Raw genomic sequence first — 21,459 nt, forward strand, 5'->3', positions numbered from 1 at the left:
GCGGATGCCGGGCCCGTGGTCCGTGAGGGTGGGCGGCGCCGGCCGGCTCAGGCTGCGTCGTCAGGCAGCGGGCCCGAGTCCGACGGGAAGCCGGGGTCGGCGTCGAGGACGTCGACGACCTCGCCGATCCTGGTCACCTCGAGGAGGAAGCGCACCACGTCGGGCGGCTGGATGAGGGTGAGCCTGCCCGGGGTGCGGTGGGCGAGGCGTGCGAGCATCGAGACCCCGGAGGAGTCCATGAACGTCACGTGCCGGGCGTCGATCTCGACCGGCAGGCCGACGCGCTCCGCCTCCGTGACGGCCTCCGACAGGTCCGCCCCCAGCGCCACGTCGACCTCGCCCGAGAGGACGAGCCGTGTCCGTTCACGTGAGACCATCACGTGGACCGACCCGGTCTCCGAGGTCGCCGGCGTGGTGCCGGCACCCTCCTCCGGCCGGGGCGGTCCCTGCGTCACCTCGTGCACCGCGCATCCTCTCGCCGCTGGACATACAGAATGTGTGTGACCCGCTGGTTCACGGGGCATCGTAGGGAACGCTAGACGATCGGAGACGTTGATGGGCAAATCCGCTCCCGGAACCACGGGAGTAGGGCGGGAGGACGACCGCCTCGTCCTGCCTTCGCCGACCCTTGCCGGCGACCGGCTCGCCGCGAGCGCGGCCCTGACCGTGCTGCGGCAGCTGCCCGACGGCGTCGTGGTCCTGGCGCAGCACCCCGACGGTTCCTGGGACGTCGTCATGGCCAACGACGCCGCCGTCGAGATCTCGGGCATCAGCCGCGAACGACTGCTCCACGGCGGCAGGGACCTCCTCCGCCTGACGGGCATCGACGAGCAGGGCGCCCGCGAGATCGCTGCGGCGTTCGCGGCGGGGCGCCCCACCCGGGTGACGACGCTCGTGGGACGCGCCGACGGGACCCGGCTGTGGGCCGCGCTCGACCTCGCCCCGCTCGACCTGCCCGACGCGGGGGCGAAGCTGTGGGCCGCCGTCGTCCGGGACGTCTCGGCACAGGTGGAGACGGCCAAGCTGGAGCAGGTCCGCCTCGACATCGAGCGCCGCGCACGCCTGGCGCTGAGCATCGTCGCCCGGGTGTCGGACCTCCTCCAGGACGCCGACTCCGCGGACGTGCTGCGCCACATCGCCGACCTCGTCACCCGCCAGGTGGTGGCCTGGAGCGGGTTCTTCGTCCTCGGGCGGGAGCTGGCGGAGGTCGACGGGATCGTCGACCATCCCGACCCCCGGCGTCGGCGGTTCGACGTCGAGGACCTCGGGCAGGACCCGGTGCTGGAGCTCTTCGAGGGCACCACCATGCGCACCGTGCGGCTCGAGCCGGGCGAGCAGGGGGTGCCCGGGAGCGTCACCGCTGAGCTTCTCCGCCTCGTGCGGCCCAGGCTCGACGCGATGCCCGGGGCCGAGGGCAGCGTGCTCGTCCTGCCGGTGCTCGGCCGGCAGCGGACCCTGGCCCTCTTCGTCGCGCTCCCGCACCGCGGGCCGACGTCGGCGAAGATCGCGGGGGTGCTGAACCTCGACGGTGCCGAGGAGGCCATCGCGATCCTTCCCGACGAGGTCGGGACGGTGCTCGAGCTGGTGGCCCGCCGGGTGGGCATGGCGATGGACAACGCCCAGCTGTACGTGCGGGAGCACGTGCTCGCGGAGACGCTCCAGCGCGCGATGCTGCCGGAGCAGGCGGACGTGCAGGGCCTGGACGTGTGGACGTACTACTCGCCGAACGTCGAGCACGCCCAGGTGGGCGGCGACTGGTACGACGTGGTCCACCTCGACGACGACACGGTGGCCGTGGTCATCGGCGACGTCGTGGGCCACGACGTCGAGGCGGCCGCCGCCATGGGGCAGCTGCGCTCGGTCGTGCGTGCCTACGCCCAGGAGCTGGTGGACCCCGGCACCGTGCTCAGCCGCGTGGACACGCTCGTGACGAGCATGAACATCCCGCGCAACGCGTCCCTCGTCTACGCCACCCTGTCCCGGCGTGGCGAGGACGCCTGGCACCTGGCGTACTCGCGCGCCGGTCACCTGCCGGCGCTGCTCGTCCGCGACGGCGAGGTCACCACGCTCGACGGCGCGGGCGGGGCGCTCATCGGCTTCGGGACCGGCCCGCGCGGCACCGCCCGGGCCGAGGTCCTCCCCGGCGACGTGCTCGTCCTCTACACGGACGGGCTGGTGGAACGCCGGGACCGCGGCATGCGCGAGGGTCTCGAGGCCCTCATGGACCTCGCCGCGTCCGTGCGCGCCCCCGACGCCGCCGGCGTGGGGGAGGAGCTCCTGCAGCTCGCGGACGCGCCCGAGGACGACGTCGCCGTCGTCGTCATCCGCGTGCCCGGCGGCAGCGGGACCGGCCAGGACGGTGCCGTGCTGCGCCGTCGTCGCTGGCAGCTGCCCTCCGACGCCGCGTCGATCGGGCGGGCCCGCCACGCGGTGCGCCGCGCGTGCGACGCCTGGGGCATCCCTCAGGTCGGCGCGGCGGAGCTCGTCATCTCCGAGCTGATGGCCAACGCCGTCATGCACGGCTGGGGCCGGATCGGGCTGCGCCTGCAGGACACGGGTGACGGCCTGCGCATGGAGGTCGAGGACGCCAACCCGGCGCCGCCGGTGACCCGCGAGCACCACGCCTCGCGCGTGGGCGGGTTCGGCATGCACATCGTCGACCGGCTTGCCGACTGGGGCTGGCGACCGACGACGGGCGGGAAGGTCGTGTGGGCCCGGGTGCGCACCGACAACAACCGCACGCTCGGCGCCAGGGCGGAGCCGGCCTGAGCGGCACAGGCCTGAGAGGGCGAGGCCGGCCCGACAGGGCGGGGCCGTGCGCGCCCGAGCCCGCCTCCCAGGGTGGCGCGCCGAGCCGGTCTGGGCAGGTCTGCAGGGGCAGAAGCGGCGATACGTTCGCCGCCCGAGTGGGGTCAGACGGGTTTGCCGCCCGGGCGGGGCTCGCTCCCGCGGACATCGCGGGAGCGGGCCGTCGCTCCCGCGAGCTTCAGGCGGAGAGCTCCTCGGCCTCGTCGCAGCGGTGCTGGTCGTCGATCCGGAACATGTCCAGCGCCCCGCAGACCTCGAGCACGAACAGCTCCCGCTCACTCGCGCCGCGCAGCACCGTGGCGCCACCCCGGCGGGCGGAGGCGTCGGCCAGGGCCATGAGGAACGCGGCACCGGTGGAGTCCATGAACGTCACCCGGCACAGGTCGAGGACGAGCAGCTGACGCCGCAGGCCGCTGACACGGGCGGTCACCTCGGGGAATCGGTCCCGCTCAGCAAGATCGAGGTCTCCGGCTATCGTCACGGCCGCCGAGGTAGCGGATGCCGAGATCTCGATCATGCGTGCGTGTCACCTTCCGAGCGGGCGCCGCAGCCGGAGAAGGCGGCGACAACGGACGAGCACGACGCTAACCCCTGGCGCGCCCAGATGCATCCTGGCCCCACGCGACCCTCCCGCGGGGCGGCCTGTAACCTCGTGGGGGCGCCGACCGGCGCCGGGAGCAGCCGAGAGGAATCCAGACAGATGCCAGCCGTGGTGGTCGTCGGTGCGCAGTGGGGCGACGAGGGCAAGGGCAAGGCGACCGACCAGCTCGGCTCGCGGGTCGACTACGTCGTGAAGTTCAACGGCGGCAACAACGCCGGCCACACGGTGGTCGTGGGCGACGAGAAGTACGCGCTGCACCTGCTCCCCTCCGGCATCCTCTCGCCCGGGTGCGTCCCCGTGATCGGCAACGGCGTCGTCGTCGACCTCGAGGTGCTCTTCGAGGAGATCGAGGGGCTCGAGGCGCGCGGCGTGGACACCTCGAAGCTGCTGGTCTCCGCCAACGCGCACATCATCCCGACCTACAACCGCACGCTGGACAAGGTCACCGAGCGCTTCCTGGGCAAGCGGCAGATCGGCACCACCGGCCGCGGGATCGGCCCCACCTACGCCGACAAGATGAGCCGCGTCGGGCTGCGGATCCAGGACCTGTTCGACGCCTCGATCCTGCGCCAGAAGGTCGAGGGGGCGCTCGCGCAGAAGAACCAGATGCTCGTGAAGGTCTTCAACCGGCGCGCCTTCGACGTCGACGAGATCACCGACGGGCTGCTCGCCTACGCCGAGCGGGTCCGGCCGATGGTGGCCGACACCTCCCTCGTGCTCAACAGTGCCCTCGACGAGGGCCGGACGATCGTCTTCGAGGCGGGCCAGGCCACGATGCTCGACGTCGATCACGGCACCTACCCGTTCGTCACCTCGTCCTCGGCGACGGCGGCAGGGGCCTGCACCGGCTCCGGGATCGGACCCACCCGGATCGACCGGGTGGTCGGGGTCATCAAGGCCTACACCACCCGCGTGGGCGAGGGCCCCTTCCCCACGGAGCTGGACGACGACATGGGCGAGCGGCTCCGGAGGGTCGGTGGTGAGTACGGCACCACCACCGGCCGGCCGCGCCGGACGGGCTGGTACGACGCCGTCGTGGCCCGGTACGCCTCCCGGATCAACGGGCTCACCGACCTCGTCCTGACCAAGCTCGACGTGCTGACCGGCCTGGAGAGGATCCCGGTCTGCGTGGCCTACGACGTCGACGGCGTCCGCCACGACGAGATGCCGGCGGACCAGTCCTCCTTCCACCACGCCGTGCCGGTGTACGAGGAGCTCGACGGGTGGGCCGAGGACATCTCGGGTGCGCGCACCTTCGAGGACCTGCCGGAGGCGGCGCAGCGGTACGTCCTCGCCGTCGAGGAGATGAGCGGCACGCGGATCTCCTCGATCGGGGTGGGGCCCGACCGCGAGGCCACGATCGTGCGCCACGACCTCCTCGACTGACTCCCGCCCCTCGCCGGCGAGTCGTCAACTCCTCCGCGAGTCGTCAACTCCTCCCCGAGTCGTCAAGTTCTCCGCGAGATGTCACTTCCTCCGCGGGGAGTCATCTCCTTCGCTGATGCTCCCTTACGAGACGGGGCCGCCGACATCTCGTGGAGACCTGCACTGCCTAGGAGAAGTTGACCTGTCGCGGAGGACTTGACGTGTCGCGGAGGACTTGACCTGTCAGGGAGGACTTGACCTGTCGCGGAGGACTTGACCTCTCGGCGACGGGGTTAGGCGTCCGGGTCCTCGTCGAGGATCTCGATCACGTCGACCAGGTGGGTCAGCTCGAGCAGGAAGCGCACGGACTCGGACGGGCCGATGACCCGCACCGGGCCGGACAGCCGCTGCGTCAGGCGGGCGATGACCGCCAGCACGGACGAGTCCATGAACGTGACGTTGCGGACGTCGACGTCGAGCGGCTGGCCGAGACGCGTGATCTCGGTGGTGCAGGTGGCGAGCTCCTCGTTCATGCTCGCGTCCACCTCGCCCGCCAGCACCAGGCGTGTCCTGTCACCGGCCGTCAGGACGGCGGTGGAGCCGGACCAGGGGGCGGCGTTGTCGGCGCTGCCGCTCCCAGGTGGCACGCCGGTGGGCGTGCCTACGGGCGGCACGGTGGCTGCGGAGCCGGTGCTCCCAGTTCGGTCGTCCAAGGTTCTCCCTGCTTCAGCTGCACCGGACACGCCCCGGCGCTCCGTGCCCGCGGTGCGCAGGCAGTGCTTACAGCGTAAGCGAGGAGTGTCGCGGTGCCGGCGAGGTGTCGGTCACTGTGCGCGCCGGAGCCAGCCGCCTAGACTGGCCGTCCGACGTCCACCCCCTTCCGAGGACGTAGCGATGACTCACCCTGCTGGACCCGAGGCTCGCGCCCGCGGGACGAACGAGGCTCGCGTTCCCCTGAGCCGTGAGCGCATCGTGCTCGAGGCGCTGCGGGTGGTCGACGAGGAGGGGCTCCAGGCCCTCAGCATGCGGCGGCTCGGCTCCGAGCTGGGCGTCGAGGCGATGTCCCTCTACCGCTACGTCTCGGGCCGCGAGGACCTGCTCGAGGCCCTTGTCAGCCACCTCACCGACGGGCTGCGGCGCACGGCGCAGACCCCCGTCAGCGCCGAGGACGGGTGGCAGGCCTACATCCAGTGGCTCGCTCACGAGGTGCGCGCCGTCGCCCACGACCACCCGCAGCTCTTCCCGCTGGTCGCCACCCGACACCCGGCGGCTCCGTGGCTGCGGCCGCCGCTGCGCAGCCTCGAGGTGGTGGAGGACTTCCTCTCCGTGCTCACGGACCAGGGGTTCGGCGACGAGGCGGCCGCGGCGACGTACCGGGCCTTCACCAGCTTCCTGGTCGGCCACCTCCTCCTCGAGGCCAGTCAGATGGGCGCACCGATGGTGCCCGACGAGCCGCTCGACGAGGGCGACGAACGGTCGACGTCGGCCCTCGCCCTCGACGACTTCCCCACCATCCAGCGGCTCGAGCCGTTCCTCTCCGAGGACCGCTCGGACGAGGAGTTCGAGATCTCGCTCGAGGAGCTCATCGACCGCATCGAGCGTCAGCTCCGGTGAGCACGGCACCCTCCGCGGCGCCCCGGCGACGGCACCTCCCCGCGCGCCGCCGGTGAGGCCGGCTCACTCGGCGCCGGGCGCGTGCCGCTCCAGGAACTCGTAGAGCTCGACGTCGTCCACCCCGGGGAACGTCCCGGTCGGCAACGGGCTCAGGACGTGGTTGTGCATCGCCGCGCTCGGCCACGACCGGTCCCGCCACCGCTCCGCCATGTTCTCCTCGGGCCGTCGGCAGCACGACTCGTCCGGGCAGGTGGACATCGCCCGTCGCGTCGTCTCGCGCCCCCGGAACCACTTCGCGTGCGCGAACGGCACGCCGAGCGTGATCGAGAACTCGCTCTCCCGTCCGGTGCCGGTCTGCGTGCTGCACCAGTACGTCCCGGCCGGGGTGTCCGTGTACTGGAAGTACTCCGTGGTCCGGTTGCGCCGGTCGAACGCCGAGCGGGCCGCCCACCGCCGGCACAGGGGCTGGCCCTCGATGGCGCCGCCGGGGTCGGCGGGCAGGGGAACGCCGTCGTTGGCGTAGCCGCGGTACATCGCGCCGTCGTCGTTCGCGCGGATGAAGTGGGTCGGGATGCCGAGCAGGGCCGTGGCGAGGTTGGTGAAGCGCTGGGCCGCCGAGTGGTGGGTGACACCGAACGCGTCGCGGAAGTCCTCCATCGCCAGGTCCTTCCTGGCCTTCTTGTCCTCGAGGAAGGTCTTGGCCGCGAACCGTGGCATCAGGCAGCAGGCGGTGAAGTAGGCGATCTGCTGGCGCTGGCGCAGGAAGTCGCCGTAGGAGGCGGGACGCTCGTGGCCGAAGAGACGGTGCGCCATCGCCTGCAGCGCGAGGGAGCGCAGGCCGTAGCCGCCGGGGATCGACGCCGGCGGCAGGTAGATCCGTCCGTTCTCCAGGTCGGTGACCGTGCGTGTGGAGTGCGGCAGGTCATCCACGTGGATGATCGCGAAGCCCAGCCGGTCCGCCATCCGGTCGACCATGTGGTGGGTGAGCGCACCGCCGGTGTAGCCCACGGCGCGGACCTGCTCCTCGGCCAGGGCCTCGATGTCGGGCAGGTAGTTGTCGTGGGCCTGCATCTCCAGGCGCAGCTCGGTGTTGATGCGCCGCGCCTCCTCGGGCGTGGCGATCGTGGCACGGGCGCGCCGCTCGAGCTCGCCGTGCAGCGCCACGAGCGACTCCAGGGCGTCCATCGGCAGCCGGCGGCCCGGCCGCACCGCCGGTACGCCCAGCGAGGCGAACAGCGGGCTGCGCTGCGCCTGCTCGAGGGCGATCTCGAGCGCGGCCCGACGGTCCGGCGGCGGGGCGGCGGTCAGCAGGTCGCCCGCCGTCGTCCCGAGCGTCTCCGCGATCGCCGTCAGCAACGACAGCCGCGGCTCGCGCCGGCCGTTCTCGACCAGCGAGAGCTGACTCGTCGTCGAGCCGACGGCGGAGGCGAGCTCGCGCAGCGTCATGCCGCGCGCCGTGCGGGCGTGGCGGATGCGGCGACCGAGGACGAGCGGATCCGCTGCGGGTCTGGTTGTCTTGTCGGACGAGCTTTCGACGGACATGAGTTGACGGTAGCGAAACTTCTGCAGTTTTTATACCCGGCTTCGGTTGAAAGGGGTCCTCCGGTGAGCGGACAGTGGAAACAGGGCGTAGAACAGCGCCCGGGAGACACTTCGGAGGACGGCAGGATGACGATGACGGACGCTGCACCCAGTACCGCCGTGGAGATGAGCGGCCTGGAGATCAACGACCCGGCGCTGTACAGCTGGGTGCAGGAGATCGCGGCGCTCACCAGGCCGGACCGCGTCTACGTCTGCGACGGTTCGCAGGAGGAGTATGACCGGTTCGCGGCCGAGCTCGTCGAGGCCGGCACGTTCATCAGGCTCAACGAGGAGAAGCGCCCGGGCAGCTACCTCGCCCGCTCCGAGCCCTCGGACGTGGCCCGGGTGGAGTCCCGCACGTTCATCTGCTCGGAGAAGGAGATCGACGCCGGCCCGACCAACAACTGGGCCGAGCCGCGAGCCATGCGCGAGGAGCTGCGTGGCGTCTTCGAGGGCTCGATGCGGGGGCGGACCATGTACGTCGTCCCGTTCTCCATGGGGCCGGTCGGCGGTCCGATCTCCCGTGTGGGGGTCGAGCTGACCGACTCCCCGTACGTCGTGACGTCGATGCGGATCATGACGCGCATGGGGGCCGAGGCGCTCGCCCAGATCGACGCCGGCGCCGACTGGGTGCCCGCCGTGCACTCCGTGGGCTACCCGCTCGCCGACGCCGAGGGGAACGTCCGTGAGGACGTCGCCTGGCCCTGCAACGACACCAAGTACATCGTCCACTTCCCCGAGACCCGAGAGATCTGGTCCTACGGGTCGGGCTACGGCGGCAACGCGCTGCTGGGCAAGAAGTGCTACGCGCTGCGCATCGCCTCGGTCCTCGGCCGTGACGAGGGCTGGATGGCCGAGCACATGCTCGTCCTGAAGATCACCGGCCCGGACGGGCGGGTCTACCACCTCGCCGCCGCCTTCCCCTCGGCCTGCGGCAAGACGAACCTCGCGATGCTCCGGCCGACCATCCCGGGCTGGAAGGTCGAGACGATCGGCGACGACATCGCGTGGATGCGCCCTGGCCCCGACGGGCGCCTGTACGCCATCAACCCCGAGGCCGGCTTCTTCGGTGTCGCCCCCGGCACCGGTGAGTCCACCAACCCGACGGCGATCGCCGCCCTGGGCCGCGACGTCATCTTCACCAACGTCGCCCTGACCGACGACGGCGACGTGTGGTGGGAGGGGCTGACCGACGAGGTGCCCGAGCACCTCGTGGACTGGCGGGGCGACGACTGGACGCCGGACAGCGGCACGCCGGCCGCCCACCCGAACTCGCGCTTCACGGTGCGGGCCGACCAGGCACCGTCGATCGCCCCCGAGTGGGAGGCTCTGGGTGGCGTGCCGATCGACGTCATCCTCTTCGGCGGGCGCCGGGCCTCCAACGTGCCGCTGGTGTCGGAGGCGTACGACTGGGAGCACGGCGTGTTCATCGGCGCGACGGTCTCCTCCGAGCAGACGGCGGCCGCCGAGGGGGCGGTCGGCGCGCTGCGACGGGACCCCTTCGCGATGCTGCCCTTCTGCGGCTACAACATGGCCGACTACTGGGGCCACTGGCTCGAGATGGGGGAGAAGCTGGGCGACAAGGCGCCCCGCATCTTCCAGGTGAACTGGTTCCGCAAGGGCTCCGACGGCTCCTACCTCTGGCCCGGGTTCGGGGAGAACTCCCGCGTGCTCGAGTGGGCGCTGCGCCGGGTCAACGGCGAGGTCGGCGCCGTGGACGCACCGACCGGTCGCCTGCCCCGCCCCGAGGATCTCAACCTCGACGGGGTCGAGATCACCGAGGGTCAGCTGCATGAGCTGTTCGCCGTGGACCCGGAGAGCTGGGCCGCGGAGGCGGACCTCACGGAGGAGTACTTCGCCCAGTTCGGCGCGCGCCTGCCCGACGCGATGACCGACCAGCTCGCCAACCTGCGCGAGCGTCTCGGTCGCTGACCGGCGGTCCGGCCGGCGGCGCACCGCGACCAGCAGGGCTTCCCGGCGGCTCCTTGGCCGGTTGGGGCAGTGACGAGTTCGAGGAAATGGTTCGGCAGCGAACCATTTCCTCGAACTCGTCTGCGGGGCCGGGTCCCGCCGGTCGGAGTCAGCGCCGGGTCAGGCGCAGCGTCCAGGCCTCCGGCCCGCTCTGGAGGTAGCGAACGTCGAAGGCGCCGGGCTCGCGCTGCTCGATCTGGGCCAGCAGCGGCTTGGGGTCGTGGGGAGCCACGAGGTCGAGCGCGAGGCCAGGAGCGATCGCACCGAGCGCCCCGAAGACGGTGGCGTGGCGGATCGCGTGCGGAACAGCGCGCACGTCCAGCGCCGGGACCGAGTCGTCGTGCCCGCACCCGCACCCGCAGCCGGCCGTGCGCTCGTCCCTGCTCGTGATCGTGACGTCCTCGATGGCCATGGTCGTTTCCCTCGGTCGGTGCCAGTCGGTTGAGCACCACGTTAGAGCAGGAGTATTCCGTGAAAAACCCTCGGGTCCGTGACGCTCTGCGGTACGAACTCCGACCGCTCTGTGCCGAGCACGCCCTAAGTGCTCATCGAGGTCCGGAAACGGACACTTAGGGCGGGGTCGGCGGGGTCGGCGTGGTCGCGTGGTCGGCGTGGTCGGCGGGGTCGGCGGGGTCGGCGTGGTCGGCTGGTCGACGGGGATGGGTGGGCGCCGGTGCCCGCGCGCGCTCGTGCCGGATGCTGCGTCGGGCACCTGCGCCGGGTGCCCGGCGGCTGGGCGCCGTCGCTGCCGCGGCGGCCGCGGCGGTTACCCTCGTGCGCGTGAGGATCCTGCTGATCGGGTCGGGCGCGCGCGAGCACGCTCTGGCCCGCGCCCTTTCCCTGGACCCGGCGACGACGGACCTGGTGGTCGCCCCCGGCAACCCCGGGACGGCGGCGCTCGGCCGCTCCCTCCCGCTCGACATCCTCGACGGCCGCGCGGTCGCCGACGCCGCACGCGAGTGCGGCGCCGACCTCGTCGTCGTCGGGCCCGAGGCGCCGCTGGTCGCAGGGGTGGTCGACGTCGTGCGCGCGGCCGGCGTGCCGTGCTTCGGGCCGGACCAGGCGGCGGCGCGCCTCGAGGGCTCCAAGGCGTTCGCCAAGGAGGTCATGGCCGCGGCCGAGGTGCCCACGGCGATGGCCCACGTCTGCACGACGATGGAGCAGGTGGTCGAGGCGGTCGACGCCTTCGGCGCCCCCTACGTCATCAAGGACGACGGACTTGCGGCCGGCAAGGGCGTCGTCGTGACGGACGACCGCGACGCCGCCCTCGCCCACGCGCGCGCCTGCCTCGCGAAGGCCGACGGCGACGTCGCCACGGACGGCGCGCCCGCCGTCGTCGTCGAGGAGTTCCTCGACGGACCCGAGGTCTCCCTCTTCTGCCTCTCCGACGGCACCGACGTGGTGGCGCTCGAGCCGGCGCAGGACTTCAAGCGCCTGGCCGACGGCGACGCCGGCCCCAACACCGGCGGCATGGGCGCCTACTCACCGCTCCCGTGGGCGCCGCAGGACCTGACCGAGCAGGTGCTCGAGCGGGTCGCGCGGCCGGTGGTGCGTGAGATGGCCCGGCGCGGCACCCCCTTCACCGGCCTGCTGTACTGCGGGCTGGCGCTGACCTCGCGCGGGCTGCGCGTGGTGGAGTTCAACGTCCGGTTCGGCGACCCGGAGACCCAGGTCGTGCTCGCCCGGCTGGAGTCCCCGCTCGGGGAGCTCCTCCACGCGGCGGCCACCGGGCGGCTCGGCGAGGTGGAGCCGCCGCGCTGGAGCCCGGACGCGGCCGTCACCGTCGTCCTCGCCGCCCACGGCTACCCCGGACCGGTCCGCAAGGGCGACCCGATCTCCGGCGTCGACGCCGCCGAGGAGCTCGACGGCGTCCACGTGCTGCACGCCGGCACCACGCTGGACGGCGACGGCGAGCTCGTCAGCGCGGGCGGGCGCGTGCTGAGCGTCGTCGGGGTCGGGCCGGACCTGGCCGCCGCCCGGGACGCCGCATACGCCGGGGTCGACCGCATCGACCTGCCGGGATCACAGCACCGGACGGACATCGCCGCGGGGCGCTGACCCGTTACCGCGACGGCCCGGAGAGAGACGACGGCGGCCGGTCACCTCGAGGGTGACCGGCCGTCGTCGTGCGTGGGGCGTCGAGCCCTGCGTCAGGACTGCTTCTCCTCCGAGCGGTCGCCCGACCAGAGCGTGTGGAAGACGCCCTCGGCGTCGACGCGCTGGTAGGTGTGCGCGCCGAAGTAGTCGCGCTGGCCCTGGATCAGGGCCGCCGGGAGCCGCTCGGCGCGCAGGGCGTCGTAGTAGCTCAGGGACGAGGCGAACACCGGCGTCGGCACGCCGTTGAGCGCCGCCTGGGAGACGATCCGGCGCCACGCCGCCACGCCGTTGCCCACGGCGTCGGTGAAGTACGGGTCGGCGAGCAGCAGCGGCAGGTCGGGCGTGCGCTCGTAGGCCTCCGTGATCCGGTTGAGGAACCGGGCGCGGATGATGCAGCCGCCGCGCCAGATGCGGGCCATGGCGCCGCGGTCGATGCCCCAGCCGTTCTCCTCCGAGGCGGCGGTGATCTGGTCGAAGCCCTGGGAGTAGGCGACCACCTTCGAGGCGTACAGCGCCTGGCGCACGTCCTCGACGAAGGCGTCACGGTCCTGCACGTCCCAGCTGCCGGCGTGGGCGGGCAGGACGCCGCGGGCGGCCTCACGCTGGGGGACGGAGCCGGACAGCGCGCGGGCGAACGTCGCCTCGGCGATGCCGGTCACGGGCACGCCCAGGTCGAGGGCGTTCTGCACGGTCCAGCGACCGGTGCCCTTCTGCTCGGCGCGGTCGAGGACGATGTCCACGAACGCCTTGCCGGTCTGCGGGTCGGTGTGCTTGAGGACCTCCGCGGAGATCTCGATGAGGAAGGACTCGAGGTCCCCGGAGTTCCACTCCTCGAAGATCTCGCCGATCTCGGCCGCCGAGGCGCCCAGACCCTGGCGCAGCAGGTCGTACGCCTCGGCGATGAGCTGCATGTCCGCGTACTCGATGCCGTTGTGGACCATCTTGACGAAGTGGCCGGCACCGTCGGGCCCGACGTAGGTGCAGCACGGCACACCGTCGACCTTGGCGGAGATGTCCTCGAGCATGGGGCCGAGGCGCTCGTAGGACTCCTTCGTGCCGCCGGGCATGATGGACGGGCCGTTCAGCGCGCCCTCCTCGCCGCCGGAGACGCCGGAGCCGACGAAGTGCAGGCCCTTCTCGCGCAGGGCGTTCTCGCGCCGGATCGTGTCGGGGAAGTGGGCGTTGCCGGCGTCGACGATGATGTCGCCCGGCTCCATGTGCTGGGCGAGCTCGTCGATCACGGCGTCGGTGGGGGCACCGGCCTTGACCATGATCACCGCGACGCGCGGCTTGGACAGCGAGGCGACGAAGTCCTCGACGGACTCCGAGGGGATGAAGACCCCGTCCTCGCCGTGGTCGGTGACGAGCCTCTCCGTCTTGGCCCAGGAGCGGTTGTGCACCGCCACCTTGTGCCCGTGGCGGGCGAAGTTGCGGGCGAGGTTGGAGCCCATGACCGCCAGTCCGGTCACACCGATGTCGGCGGTGCCGACGGGCTTCTCCGATGCCATTTGCGTCTTTCCTCCTGTTGCCGTGTCGCGCGTCGCGCGTTGCCCCTGGAACGGTACGCGGTCGCGGTGCGGACCACAGCACCGTGCCGGAAGTTGCCCGGTCCCGGGGAATTGTCGCCCGTGGCGCCCGGGGGAGGCGGGGCGTGCCCGCGGTCCGGACGCTCAGCCGTGGAGCGCGAGCAGGTGGTCGGCGCGGCGGTCGACCGCCAGGTGGTCGACCATCTCCGCCGCCGACGCAGCGGCCCTCAGCGCCCCGGACGAGCCGGCGCCGACGCCCGGCCTGACGACCACCTCACCTCGGCGACCCGCGAGAGCGGCCTCCCGCTCGGGCTCCGGCGCACCGTGGGGCACGAGGGCGGTCGGCACGACCGCCACGCCGCCGGCGGCCAGCTCAGCGAGGTACCCCGGCACGGAGATCCGTGAGTGCGCCCCGCCCGTGCGCCAGGACGTCGGCGTGGCACGTGCAAGGCCCTGCGAGGATGGTGGCCATGAGCACCGACGGAAGCTCCGCCCCCCGTCTGGAGGGCTGGACGCACACCTACTCCGGCAAGGTCCGCGACCTCTACGTCCCCGAGGACGCCCCGGCCGACGGCGACGTCGTCCTCGTCGTCGCGTCCGACCGCATCAGCGCCTACGACCACGTGCTGCCGACGACGATCCCGGACAAGGGCAAGATCCTCACCGCCCTGAGCCTGTGGTGGTTCGACCGGCTCGCCGACGTCGTGCCGAACCACGTGGTCTCCACCGACGTCCCGGCCGCGGTGGCCGGCCGGGCCATGGTGTGCCGGCGGCTGCGGATGTACCCCGTCGAGTGCGTGGTGCGGGGCTACCTCACCGGCTCGGGGCTCCAGGAGTACCGGGCCACCTCCGCCGTCGCCGGGCTGCCGCTGCCCGCGGGGCTGCGCGACGGCGACCGCCTGCCCGAGCCGCTGTTCACCCCGGCCGCCAAGGCCGAGGTGGGTGAGCACGACGAGAACATCACCTTCGAGGAGATGGCGTCCCGGGTGGGGCAGGACCTCGCCGGCCGTCTGCGCGACCGCACGCTGGAGGTCTACGCGCGGGCCGCGGCCATCGCCGCGGAGCGCGGCATCATCATCGCCGACACGAAGCTGGAGTTCGGCGCCTCGCCCCTGCCGGGCGGCCCCGAGGTCGTGCTGGGCGACGAGGTCCTCACGCCCGACTCCTCGCGCTTCTGGCCGGCCGACGACTGGCAGCCCGGACGCGCGCAGGCCAGCTACGACAAGCAGTTCGTCCGCGACTGGCTCACGTCGCCCGCGGCCGGCTGGGACCGCGGCGCCGACCAGGCGCCGCCGCCGCTGCCGGACGACGTCGTCGAGCGGACCCGCGACCGTTACGTCGAGGCGTTCGAGCAGCTGACCGGGACGAGGTTCGCGGGCTGAGCCACCAGGCGCCTGACGCCCCACGGCCCCGCTCGGACGGTAGGGACGAACAAGCCGTGAACGACCGGTCCGCACGGAAGGAGGAGGCATGAGACGAACAGCGGTGCACGGCCGTCTGCTGCCGCTGCTGGTTGCCGTCCTGGTGCTGGCGGCGTGCGGCTCCCCGGCGCCTCCCGGTGGGACCGGCTCTCCGGCGCCGTCCGGCTCCACCCCGTCCGAGGTGGCGCCGTCCGGCTCCCCGGGTCCGCCGTCGGGCGCCGGCTCCGCCCCGTCCGAGGTGGCGCCGTCCGGCTCCCCGGGTCCGCCGTCGGGCGCCGGCTCCGCGCCGGAGGGGGAGGTCGCCCGCCCGCCGGCGGTCCCGCAGCCGGTGTGGGACGCGGTGCTGGCGGACCTGACGACCCGCACGGGGGGTCCGCCGCAGTCGGTCACCGTCGTCCGCGCCGAGGCTGTGACGTGGAACGACGGCTCGCTCGGCTGCCCGGAGCCCGGCATGGTCTACACCCAGGCGCTGGTCGACGGCTACCACGTGGTCCTGGACGTCAGCGGCGAGCAGTACGACTACCGGGTCGGCAGCGGCGCCGCCGTGAGGCTCTGCACCTCCGCGCAGACGCCGTAGGGACGTCGGACGGCGGCTCGGGCCGGGCCGTGGCGGGCGTCACGACGACACGCCCGGCCGACCGGACACGCCGCTCGGACCTACGCCTCCGTAGGTAGGGGTGTCGCGATCCGCGCGGAGGTGCCAGACTCGGCCCAGGAGGCCGGAACCGGTCACCGGGCGGCCGCAGGTCGCGTTCACGTGCGACCACAGGCGGTACCGATGACCCAGACGCTCACCCACACCGGCACGGACGGGCCCGACCAGCCCGTGCGGCCCCGTCGCGGCGCCGCGCGCGAACGGCAGCTGAGCGACTTCACCGCGCTCACCGCCGTCGTCCAGAAGGCCGGCCTGATGAGACGCCGGTACGGCTACTACTGGTCCAAGCTCCTCGGGCTGCCCGCGGCGGGCCTGGCGCTCGCGGTCGTCTTCGTGCTGGTCGGGGACAGCTGGTGGCAGATGGTCACCGCCGTCGTCCTCGCGCTCCTCATGACGCAGATCGCCTTCCTCGGGCACGACGCCGCGCACCGGCAGATCTTCGTCTCCGGCAAGTGGAACGAGTGGGTCTCCCTCGTCGTCATCAACCTCTTCGCCGGCATGGGCCACGGCTGGTGGCAGCGCAAGCACAACAAGCACCACGCCGCGCCGAACAAGCTCGACGCCGACCCCGACATCGCCTCCGGCGTGCTCGCGTTCACCCCGCAGGCCGCCGAGGCGCGCAAGACCCCGCTGACGCGCTGGCTGGCCAGCAAGCAGGGCTGGTTCTTCTACCCGCTGCTGCTCCTCGAGGGCGTCAACCTCCACGTGCAGGGCGTCAAGCGGCTGTTCTCCCGCGGAGAGGTCAAGCGACGTGGTGTCGAGGCCGCGTTCATCGGTGTGCGGCTGGTGACGTTCTTCGCGTTCGTCTTCATCGTCCTGCCCCCCGGCAAGGCACTGGCGTTCATCGGTATCCAGCTCGCCGTCTTCGGCCTCTACATGGGACTGTCGTTCGCCCCCAACCACATCGGCATGCCGATCGTGCCGCCGGACGTCAAGATCGACTTCCTGCGCCGCCAGGTCCTCATGAGCCGCAACATCACCGGCGGCCGCTGGGTCGACACGTTCATGGGCGGGCTCAACTTCCAGGTGGAGCACCACCTGTTCCCCTCGATGGCGCGCCCCCACCTGCGCAAGGTGGCCCCGATCGTGCGCGAGTACTGCGAGAAGCTCGGCGTGCGCTACACCGAGACGTCGATCGGGCAGTCCTACGTGGCCGTCACCCGGTACATCAACCAGGTCGGGCGCGGCGGTCTCGACGTGTGGGCCTGCCCGCTGGCGGCGCAGTACCGCGTCTGAGCACCGGTCCGGGGGCCGCGCTCGGCGCCCACGCCCGGCGCGCGCCGCACGGTAGCGTCTCGGCCGTGACCGCAGACGACGCCGACGCCCCCTGGCTGGTCGTGATCGACCCGCAGCGCATCTTCGCCGAGCCGCCCAGCCCGTGGGCGGCGCCCGACTTCGACGCCATCGTCGAGCCGGTCCGCCGGCTCGCCGAGGTCCACCCCGGCCGGGTGGTCGTCACCCGGTTCGTCGCCCCGCAGCGGCCGACCGGCTCCTGGGAGCCGTACTACCGCGAGTGGTCCTTCGCGCAGGTGCCCGACGGCGACCCCCTCTACGAGGTCGTGCCCACCCTGCGGGACCTGCCGGCCGCCGTCGTCACCGAACCGACCTTCGGCAAGTGGACCCCGGCCCTGCGGGCCCTCACCGGCCCGACGCCGCACCTGCGCCTGACCGGCGCCGCCACGGACTGCTGCGTCCTGTCGACCGCCCTCGCCGCGGCCGACGGCGGCGCCCAGGTCGACGTCGTCGCCGACGCCTGCGCCGGGTCCAGCGAGGACAACCACCGGCGGGCGCTGGGCGCGATGGCGCTCTACGCCCCGCAGATCACGGTCGTGACCAGCGCGGACGTGCTCGCGTGAGCGCGCCGGGCGCAGGCGCCGGCGACGTGACGCCGGTGCGCCTCCTCCTGGACGTCGACCCCGGGCACGACGACGCGCTCGCCATCCTCACCGCCGCCGGCCTGCCCGGCGTCGAGATCGCCGGGATCACCACGGTGGGCGGCAACCAGACCCTGGAGAAGGTCACCCGCAACGCGCTCGCCGTCGCGACCGTCGCCGGGCTGGAGGGGGTCGTGGTGGCGGCCGGCTGCGACCGGCCGCTCGTCTCCGGTGCCGTCCTGACCGACTCCGAGACCCACGGCGCGAGCGGGCTCGACGGCCCGGTGCTGCCCGAGCCCACGGTGGCGCTGGACCCGCGCCACGGCGTCGACGTCATCGTCGAGACGGTCATGGCCGCCGAGCCCGGCACCCTGACCCTCGTGCCCACCGGGCCGCTGACCAACGTCGCCGCCGCCGTCCGCCGGGAGCCGGCGATCGCCGGGCGCGTCGCCGAGGTGGTCCTCATGGGCGGTGGCTACACCAAGGGCAACGTCACCCCGGCCGCCGAGTTCAACATCTACACCGACCCCGAGGCCGCCCACATCGTCTTCACGGCGCCGTGGCGCGTGACGATGGTCGGCCTCGACCTCACCCACCAGGCGCTGGCCACCCCGGAGGTGCGCGAGCGGTTCGCCGGGATGGGCACCCGGGCCGGCGACTTCGTCGTCGACATGCTGGACTTCTTCGGGCCCGCCTACCTGGCCAAGCAGGGGTTCGCCTCCCCGCCCGTGCACGACGTCTGCGCGCTCGTCCGTGCCGTCGTCCCCGACATCGTCCGGGTGCGCCCCGGGCATGTGGACGTCGAGCTGCACGGTCAGCACACGCGCGGCATGACGGTCACGGACCTGCGCGGCCGGGAGGGGCGTGATCTCGACCACCTCGTCGCCACCGACCTCGACGTCCCGCGGTTCTGGGACCTCGTCACCGGCGCCGTCGCCCGCCTGCCCTGACGCCGCGGGACGCCGCGCCTCCGCGCCGTGCGACGCCCCCCGGACGCCCGGCGCGGCGGTCGCCGCACGCCGCGACCTCGGCGGCCCGGCCGCTCGGCCGACGGCGGACGCCCCGGCTCCCGCCCGTGCGCAGCGGCTACCCTGGCCTCGCCGTCGTCCATCCCAAGGAGCGCACACACATGGGACGCATCGTCGTCGAGGTCATGCCGAAGCCCGAGATCCTCGACCCCCAGGGCAAGGCCGTCGCCGGGGCGCTGCCCCGCCTGGGACTCGACCAGTTCACCGGGGTGCGACAGGGCAAGCGCTTCGAGCTGAGCGTCGAGGGCGAGGTCACCGACGAGCTGCTCGCCGCCGCCCGCCAGGCCGCCGAGACCGCCCTGTCGAACCCGATCATCGAGGACGTCGTCGGCGTGTACGACGCGGACGGGGCCCGCTGATGGCCACCGCCTCCGGTGCGCGCATCGGCGTCGTCACCTTCCCCGGCTCCCTCGACGACCGCGACGCCGCCCGCGCGGTGCGTCTCGCCGGCGCCGAGCCCGTGGCGCTCTGGCACGCCGACGCGGACCTTCAGGGCGTCGACGCCGTCGTCCTGCCCGGCGGCTTCTCCTACGGCGACTACCTGCGCTGCGGCGCCATCGCCCGGTTCGCCCCCGTCATGACCGAGGTGGTGGAGGCCGCCCGCGGCGGCCTGCCCGTCCTCGGGATCTGCAACGGCTTCCAGATCCTCTGCGAGGCGCACCTCCTCCCGGGCGCGCTCATCCGCAACGACCACCAGCGCTTCATCTGCCGCGACCAGCAGCTGCGCGTGGTCAACGACTCCACCGCGTGGACGTCCGACCTCGAGGCCGGCCAGGTCATCACCATCCCGCTGAAGAACGGTGAGGGCGGCTTCGTCGCCGACGACGCCACGCTCGACCGGCTCGAGGGCGAGGGCCAGGTCGTCTTCCGCTACGAGGGCGGCAACCCCAACGGCTCCCTGCGCGACATCGCCGGCGTGAGCAACGAGCGCGGCAACGTCGTCGGCCTCATGCCGCACCCCGAGCACGCCGTCGAGGCCGGGTTCGGCCCCGACATGGGCGGCGCCCCACGCAGCGGCACCGACGGGCTGAAGCTCTTCACCTCGGTGCTGGGCTCGCTCGTCAGCGCCTGACCGTCAGCGCCTGACCGTCCGACCGTCCAGCACGTCATCCAGCGGGGTCGCCGCCATCCCGTGCGCGGCGGCGACCGGCGCGCACACGAGCGCGCCGTCGTGGGTGTTCAGCCCCTTGGCGAGCGCCGGGTCGGCCCGCATCGCCTCGCGCCACCCCCGCCCCGCCAGCTCGAGCGCGTACGGCACCGTCACGTTCGTCAGGGCGTAGGTCGAGGTGTGCGGCACCGCGCCGGGCATGTTCGCCACGCAGTAGTAGACGGTGTCGTGCACCCGGTACGTGGGGTCGCTGTGGGTGGTGGGCCGGGCACCCTCGAAGCAGCCGCCCTGGTCGATGGCGATGTCGACGACGACGGAGCCGGGCCTCATCCGGGCGACCTGCTCGTCGCTGACGAGCTTCGGTGCCCGCGCCCCGCGCACGAGGACCGCCCCGATGACGAGGTCCGCGTCGGCGATCGCCCGGTCGATCTCGTACGCGTTGGAGGCGACGGTCTGGCAGTGGCCCTGGTAGATCGCGTCGGCGTGGCGCAGCTTGCCGAGGTCCTTGTCCAGGAGCAGCACCTCCGCCTGCATCCCGAGCGCGATCGCGGCGGCGTTCATCCCGGCCACACCGGCGCCGATGACCACGACCTTCGCCGCGTACACCCCTGAGACCCCGCCCAGCAGCACGCCGCGCCCGCCCTCGGAGCTGAGCAGCGTGTGCGAGCCCACCATCGGCGCCAGCCGGCCGGCGACCTCGCTCATCGGCGCCAGCAGCGGCAGGCTGCCGTCGTCCAGCTCGACCGTCTCGTAGGCGACGGCCGTGACCTTCCGGGCCAGGAGCTCCTCGGTGAGCCGACGGTCGGCAGCCAGGTGGAGGAACGTGAAGAGGGTCTGCCCCTCCTGCATCCGGTGGTACTCCTCGGCCACCGGCTCCTTGACCTTGAGCACCAGGTCCCCGGCCGCCCAGGTCTCGTCGGGGCCGGGCAGCACGGTGGCACCGGCCGCGGCGTAGTCGTCGTCGGCGATGGAGGAGCCCGTGCCCGCCCCCGTCTCGACGTAGAGCTCGTGCCCGGCCCGGACGAGCTGGTCGACCCCGGACGGGGTGATCGCCACGCGCAGCTCGGTGTTCTTGACCTCGCGCGGCACGGAGATCCGCATGTGACCACGTCCTCGTGGATGGCGGGGCGGCCGGCCGTCGCCCCCTGCGCTGCGAAGTCTACGGTCGCAATCCGTCCCTCGCGCTGGTGATCTGGTGCGAGAATTCCGGTCATTCGGGCAACGACGGAGCCCAGACAAGGGAGTCATGATGACCGATCTCGACTCGTCCCTCAGCGGCGAGTGGGTCTTCGACCCGGCCCACACCCGCGTGGGCTTCTCGGCCCGCCACGCCATGGTGACGAAGGTGCGGGGCGCCTTCAACGACGTCGAGGGACACATCCACGTCGAGGAGGGCGACCCGTCGAAGTCGTCCGTCGTGGTGACCATCAGGGCGGCGAGCGTGGACACCCGCAACGCCCAGCGTGACGAGCACCTGCGCAGCGCGGACTTCTTCGACGTCGAGCGCTTCCCGGAGATCGTGTTCCGCAGCACCACGGTGGACGAGGTGGAGGACAACGCCTACATGGTCGTCGGCGACCTGACGATCCGCGACGTCACCAAGCAGGTCGCGATCCCGCTCGAGTCCACCGGCATCCACCGCGACGCGGAGGGCAGGCTCCGCGCGGGCTTCGAGGCCACCCGGCGGGTCAACCGGCGGGACTGGGGGCTGGAGTGGCAGGTGGCCCTCGACACCGGCGGCGTCCTGGTCTCCGAGAAGATCAACCTCGAGTTCGAGATCTCGGCCGTGAAGGTCGAGGACTGACCGCGG

21 protein-coding genes are annotated in these 21,459 nt (G+C 72.8%); 13 read left to right on the forward strand and 8 right to left on the reverse strand.

All coding sequences use genetic code 11. The features are described 5' to 3' along the window. Nucleotides 1-47: 47 nt before the first annotated feature. A complete protein-coding gene (locus ATJ97_RS13250; protein WP_245862498.1) occupies nt 48-464 on the reverse strand; it encodes an STAS domain-containing protein in 417 nt (138 codons plus the stop codon). Nucleotides 465-555: 91 nt separating this feature from the next. Between ATJ97_RS13250 and ATJ97_RS13255 the strand changes: the two genes are divergently transcribed. Then, nucleotides 556-2,769, forward strand: a complete 2,214-nt coding sequence (locus ATJ97_RS13255) for an ATP-binding SpoIIE family protein phosphatase (RefSeq protein ID WP_098484155.1) — start codon at nt 556-558, stop codon at nt 2,767-2,769. Between the two features lie 217 nt (nt 2,770-2,986). Here the strand turns inward: ATJ97_RS13255 and ATJ97_RS13260 are convergent, their stop codons facing one another. Continuing rightward, nucleotides 2,987-3,289 (reverse strand): STAS domain-containing protein, encoded by a 303-nt coding sequence (locus tag ATJ97_RS13260; protein ID WP_425432760.1) that lies wholly within the window; start codon nt 3,287-3,289, stop codon nt 2,987-2,989. A gap of 219 nt (nt 3,290-3,508) precedes the next feature. Here ATJ97_RS13260 and ATJ97_RS13265 point away from each other — a divergent pair, with 219 nt between their 5' ends. Next, nucleotides 3,509-4,795 (forward strand): adenylosuccinate synthase, encoded by a 1,287-nt coding sequence (locus ATJ97_RS13265; protein WP_098484157.1) that lies wholly within the window; start codon nt 3,509-3,511, stop codon nt 4,793-4,795. A 272-nt stretch (nt 4,796-5,067) separates the two neighbouring features. On the opposite strand, the gene ATJ97_RS13270 is transcribed toward ATJ97_RS13265, so the two are convergent. Then, on the reverse strand, nt 5,068-5,487 hold the full coding sequence (locus ATJ97_RS13270; protein ID WP_143427027.1) for an STAS domain-containing protein: 420 nt from the start codon (nt 5,485-5,487) through the stop codon (nt 5,068-5,070). A 181-nt stretch (nt 5,488-5,668) separates the two neighbouring features. Here ATJ97_RS13270 and ATJ97_RS13275 point away from each other — a divergent pair, with 181 nt between their 5' ends. Then, the gene (locus ATJ97_RS13275) at nt 5,669-6,388 is read left to right on the forward strand and encodes a TetR/AcrR family transcriptional regulator (RefSeq protein ID WP_098484159.1); all 720 of its coding nucleotides are present in this window, start codon (nt 5,669-5,671) and stop codon (nt 6,386-6,388) included. A 63-nt stretch (nt 6,389-6,451) separates the two neighbouring features. Here the strand turns inward: ATJ97_RS13275 and ATJ97_RS13280 are convergent, their stop codons facing one another. Next, complete coding sequence (locus ATJ97_RS13280; RefSeq protein ID WP_098484160.1) at nt 6,452-7,930, reverse strand: helix-turn-helix transcriptional regulator; 1,479 nt, start codon at nt 7,928-7,930, stop codon at nt 6,452-6,454. 132 nt (nt 7,931-8,062) lie between these two features. On the opposite strand from ATJ97_RS13280, the gene ATJ97_RS13285 reads away from it, so the two are divergent. Next, nucleotides 8,063-9,901, forward strand: coding sequence for a phosphoenolpyruvate carboxykinase (GTP) (locus ATJ97_RS13285; RefSeq protein WP_098485457.1), 1,839 nt, complete (start codon nt 8,063-8,065; stop codon nt 9,899-9,901). Nucleotides 9,902-10,049: 148 nt separating this feature from the next. On the opposite strand, the gene ATJ97_RS13290 is transcribed toward ATJ97_RS13285, so the two are convergent. Then, nucleotides 10,050-10,352 (reverse strand): DUF2249 domain-containing protein, encoded by a 303-nt coding sequence (locus ATJ97_RS13290; RefSeq protein ID WP_098484161.1) that lies wholly within the window; start codon nt 10,350-10,352, stop codon nt 10,050-10,052. 368 nt (nt 10,353-10,720) lie between these two features. Between ATJ97_RS13290 and purD the strand changes: the two genes are divergently transcribed. Beyond that, a complete protein-coding gene (gene purD, locus ATJ97_RS13295) occupies nt 10,721-11,998 on the forward strand; it encodes a phosphoribosylamine--glycine ligase (protein WP_098485458.1) in 1,278 nt (425 codons plus the stop codon). A 92-nt stretch (nt 11,999-12,090) separates the two neighbouring features. Here the strand turns inward: purD and gndA are convergent, their stop codons facing one another. Next, a complete protein-coding gene (gene gndA, locus ATJ97_RS13300) occupies nt 12,091-13,545 on the reverse strand; it encodes an NADP-dependent phosphogluconate dehydrogenase (RefSeq protein WP_098484162.1) in 1,455 nt (484 codons plus the stop codon). A 162-nt stretch (nt 13,546-13,707) separates the two neighbouring features. Further along, the gene (locus tag ATJ97_RS13305) at nt 13,708-13,956 is read right to left on the reverse strand and encodes a hypothetical protein (protein WP_098484163.1); all 249 of its coding nucleotides are present in this window, start codon (nt 13,954-13,956) and stop codon (nt 13,708-13,710) included. Between the two features lie 77 nt (nt 13,957-14,033). Here ATJ97_RS13305 and ATJ97_RS13310 point away from each other — a divergent pair, with 77 nt between their 5' ends. The 7 genes from ATJ97_RS13310 (at nt 14,034) to purQ (ending at nt 19,613) form a co-directional block, all read left to right on the forward strand. Beyond that, nucleotides 14,034-14,945 (forward strand): phosphoribosylaminoimidazolesuccinocarboxamide synthase, encoded by a 912-nt coding sequence (locus ATJ97_RS13310; RefSeq protein ID WP_098485459.1) that lies wholly within the window; start codon nt 14,034-14,036, stop codon nt 14,943-14,945. Nucleotides 14,946-15,033: 88 nt separating this feature from the next. Continuing rightward, nucleotides 15,034-15,561 carry a hypothetical protein gene (locus ATJ97_RS13315; protein WP_143427028.1) on the forward strand — a complete coding sequence of 176 codons (528 nt, stop codon included), beginning with the start codon at nt 15,034-15,036 and terminating at the stop codon, nt 15,559-15,561. 201 nt (nt 15,562-15,762) lie between these two features. Continuing rightward, nucleotides 15,763-16,875, forward strand: a complete 1,113-nt coding sequence (locus ATJ97_RS13320) for a fatty acid desaturase family protein (protein ID WP_098484165.1) — start codon at nt 15,763-15,765, stop codon at nt 16,873-16,875. Nucleotides 16,876-16,940: 65 nt separating this feature from the next. After that, on the forward strand, nt 16,941-17,495 hold the full coding sequence (locus tag ATJ97_RS13325) for a cysteine hydrolase family protein (RefSeq protein ID WP_098485460.1): 555 nt from the start codon (nt 16,941-16,943) through the stop codon (nt 17,493-17,495). Next, a complete protein-coding gene (locus tag ATJ97_RS13330) occupies nt 17,492-18,463 on the forward strand; it encodes a nucleoside hydrolase (protein ID WP_245862502.1) in 972 nt (323 codons plus the stop codon). The genes ATJ97_RS13325 and ATJ97_RS13330 overlap by 4 nt, the downstream gene beginning before the upstream one ends. A 179-nt stretch (nt 18,464-18,642) precedes the next feature. Further along, a complete protein-coding gene (locus ATJ97_RS13335) occupies nt 18,643-18,900 on the forward strand; it encodes a phosphoribosylformylglycinamidine synthase subunit PurS (RefSeq protein WP_098484166.1) in 258 nt (85 codons plus the stop codon). After that, a complete protein-coding gene (gene purQ / locus ATJ97_RS13340; protein ID WP_098484167.1) occupies nt 18,900-19,613 on the forward strand; it encodes a phosphoribosylformylglycinamidine synthase subunit PurQ in 714 nt (237 codons plus the stop codon). The genes ATJ97_RS13335 and purQ overlap by 1 nt, the downstream gene beginning before the upstream one ends. 3 nt (nt 19,614-19,616) lie before the next feature. On the opposite strand, the gene ald is transcribed toward purQ, so the two are convergent. Continuing rightward, on the reverse strand, nt 19,617-20,750 hold the full coding sequence (gene ald, locus ATJ97_RS13345) for an alanine dehydrogenase (RefSeq protein ID WP_098484168.1): 1,134 nt from the start codon (nt 20,748-20,750) through the stop codon (nt 19,617-19,619). A 148-nt stretch (nt 20,751-20,898) separates the two neighbouring features. Here ald and ATJ97_RS13350 point away from each other — a divergent pair, with 148 nt between their 5' ends. Continuing rightward, nucleotides 20,899-21,453 carry a YceI family protein gene (locus ATJ97_RS13350; RefSeq protein WP_098485462.1) on the forward strand — a complete coding sequence of 185 codons (555 nt, stop codon included), beginning with the start codon at nt 20,899-20,901 and terminating at the stop codon, nt 21,451-21,453. The last annotated feature ends 6 nt before the right edge of the window (nt 21,454-21,459 follow it).

Origin of the sequence: Georgenia soli (assembly GCF_002563695.1) — a bacterium.
Taxonomy (GTDB): Bacteria; Actinomycetota; Actinomycetes; order Actinomycetales; family Actinomycetaceae; genus Georgenia; species Georgenia soli.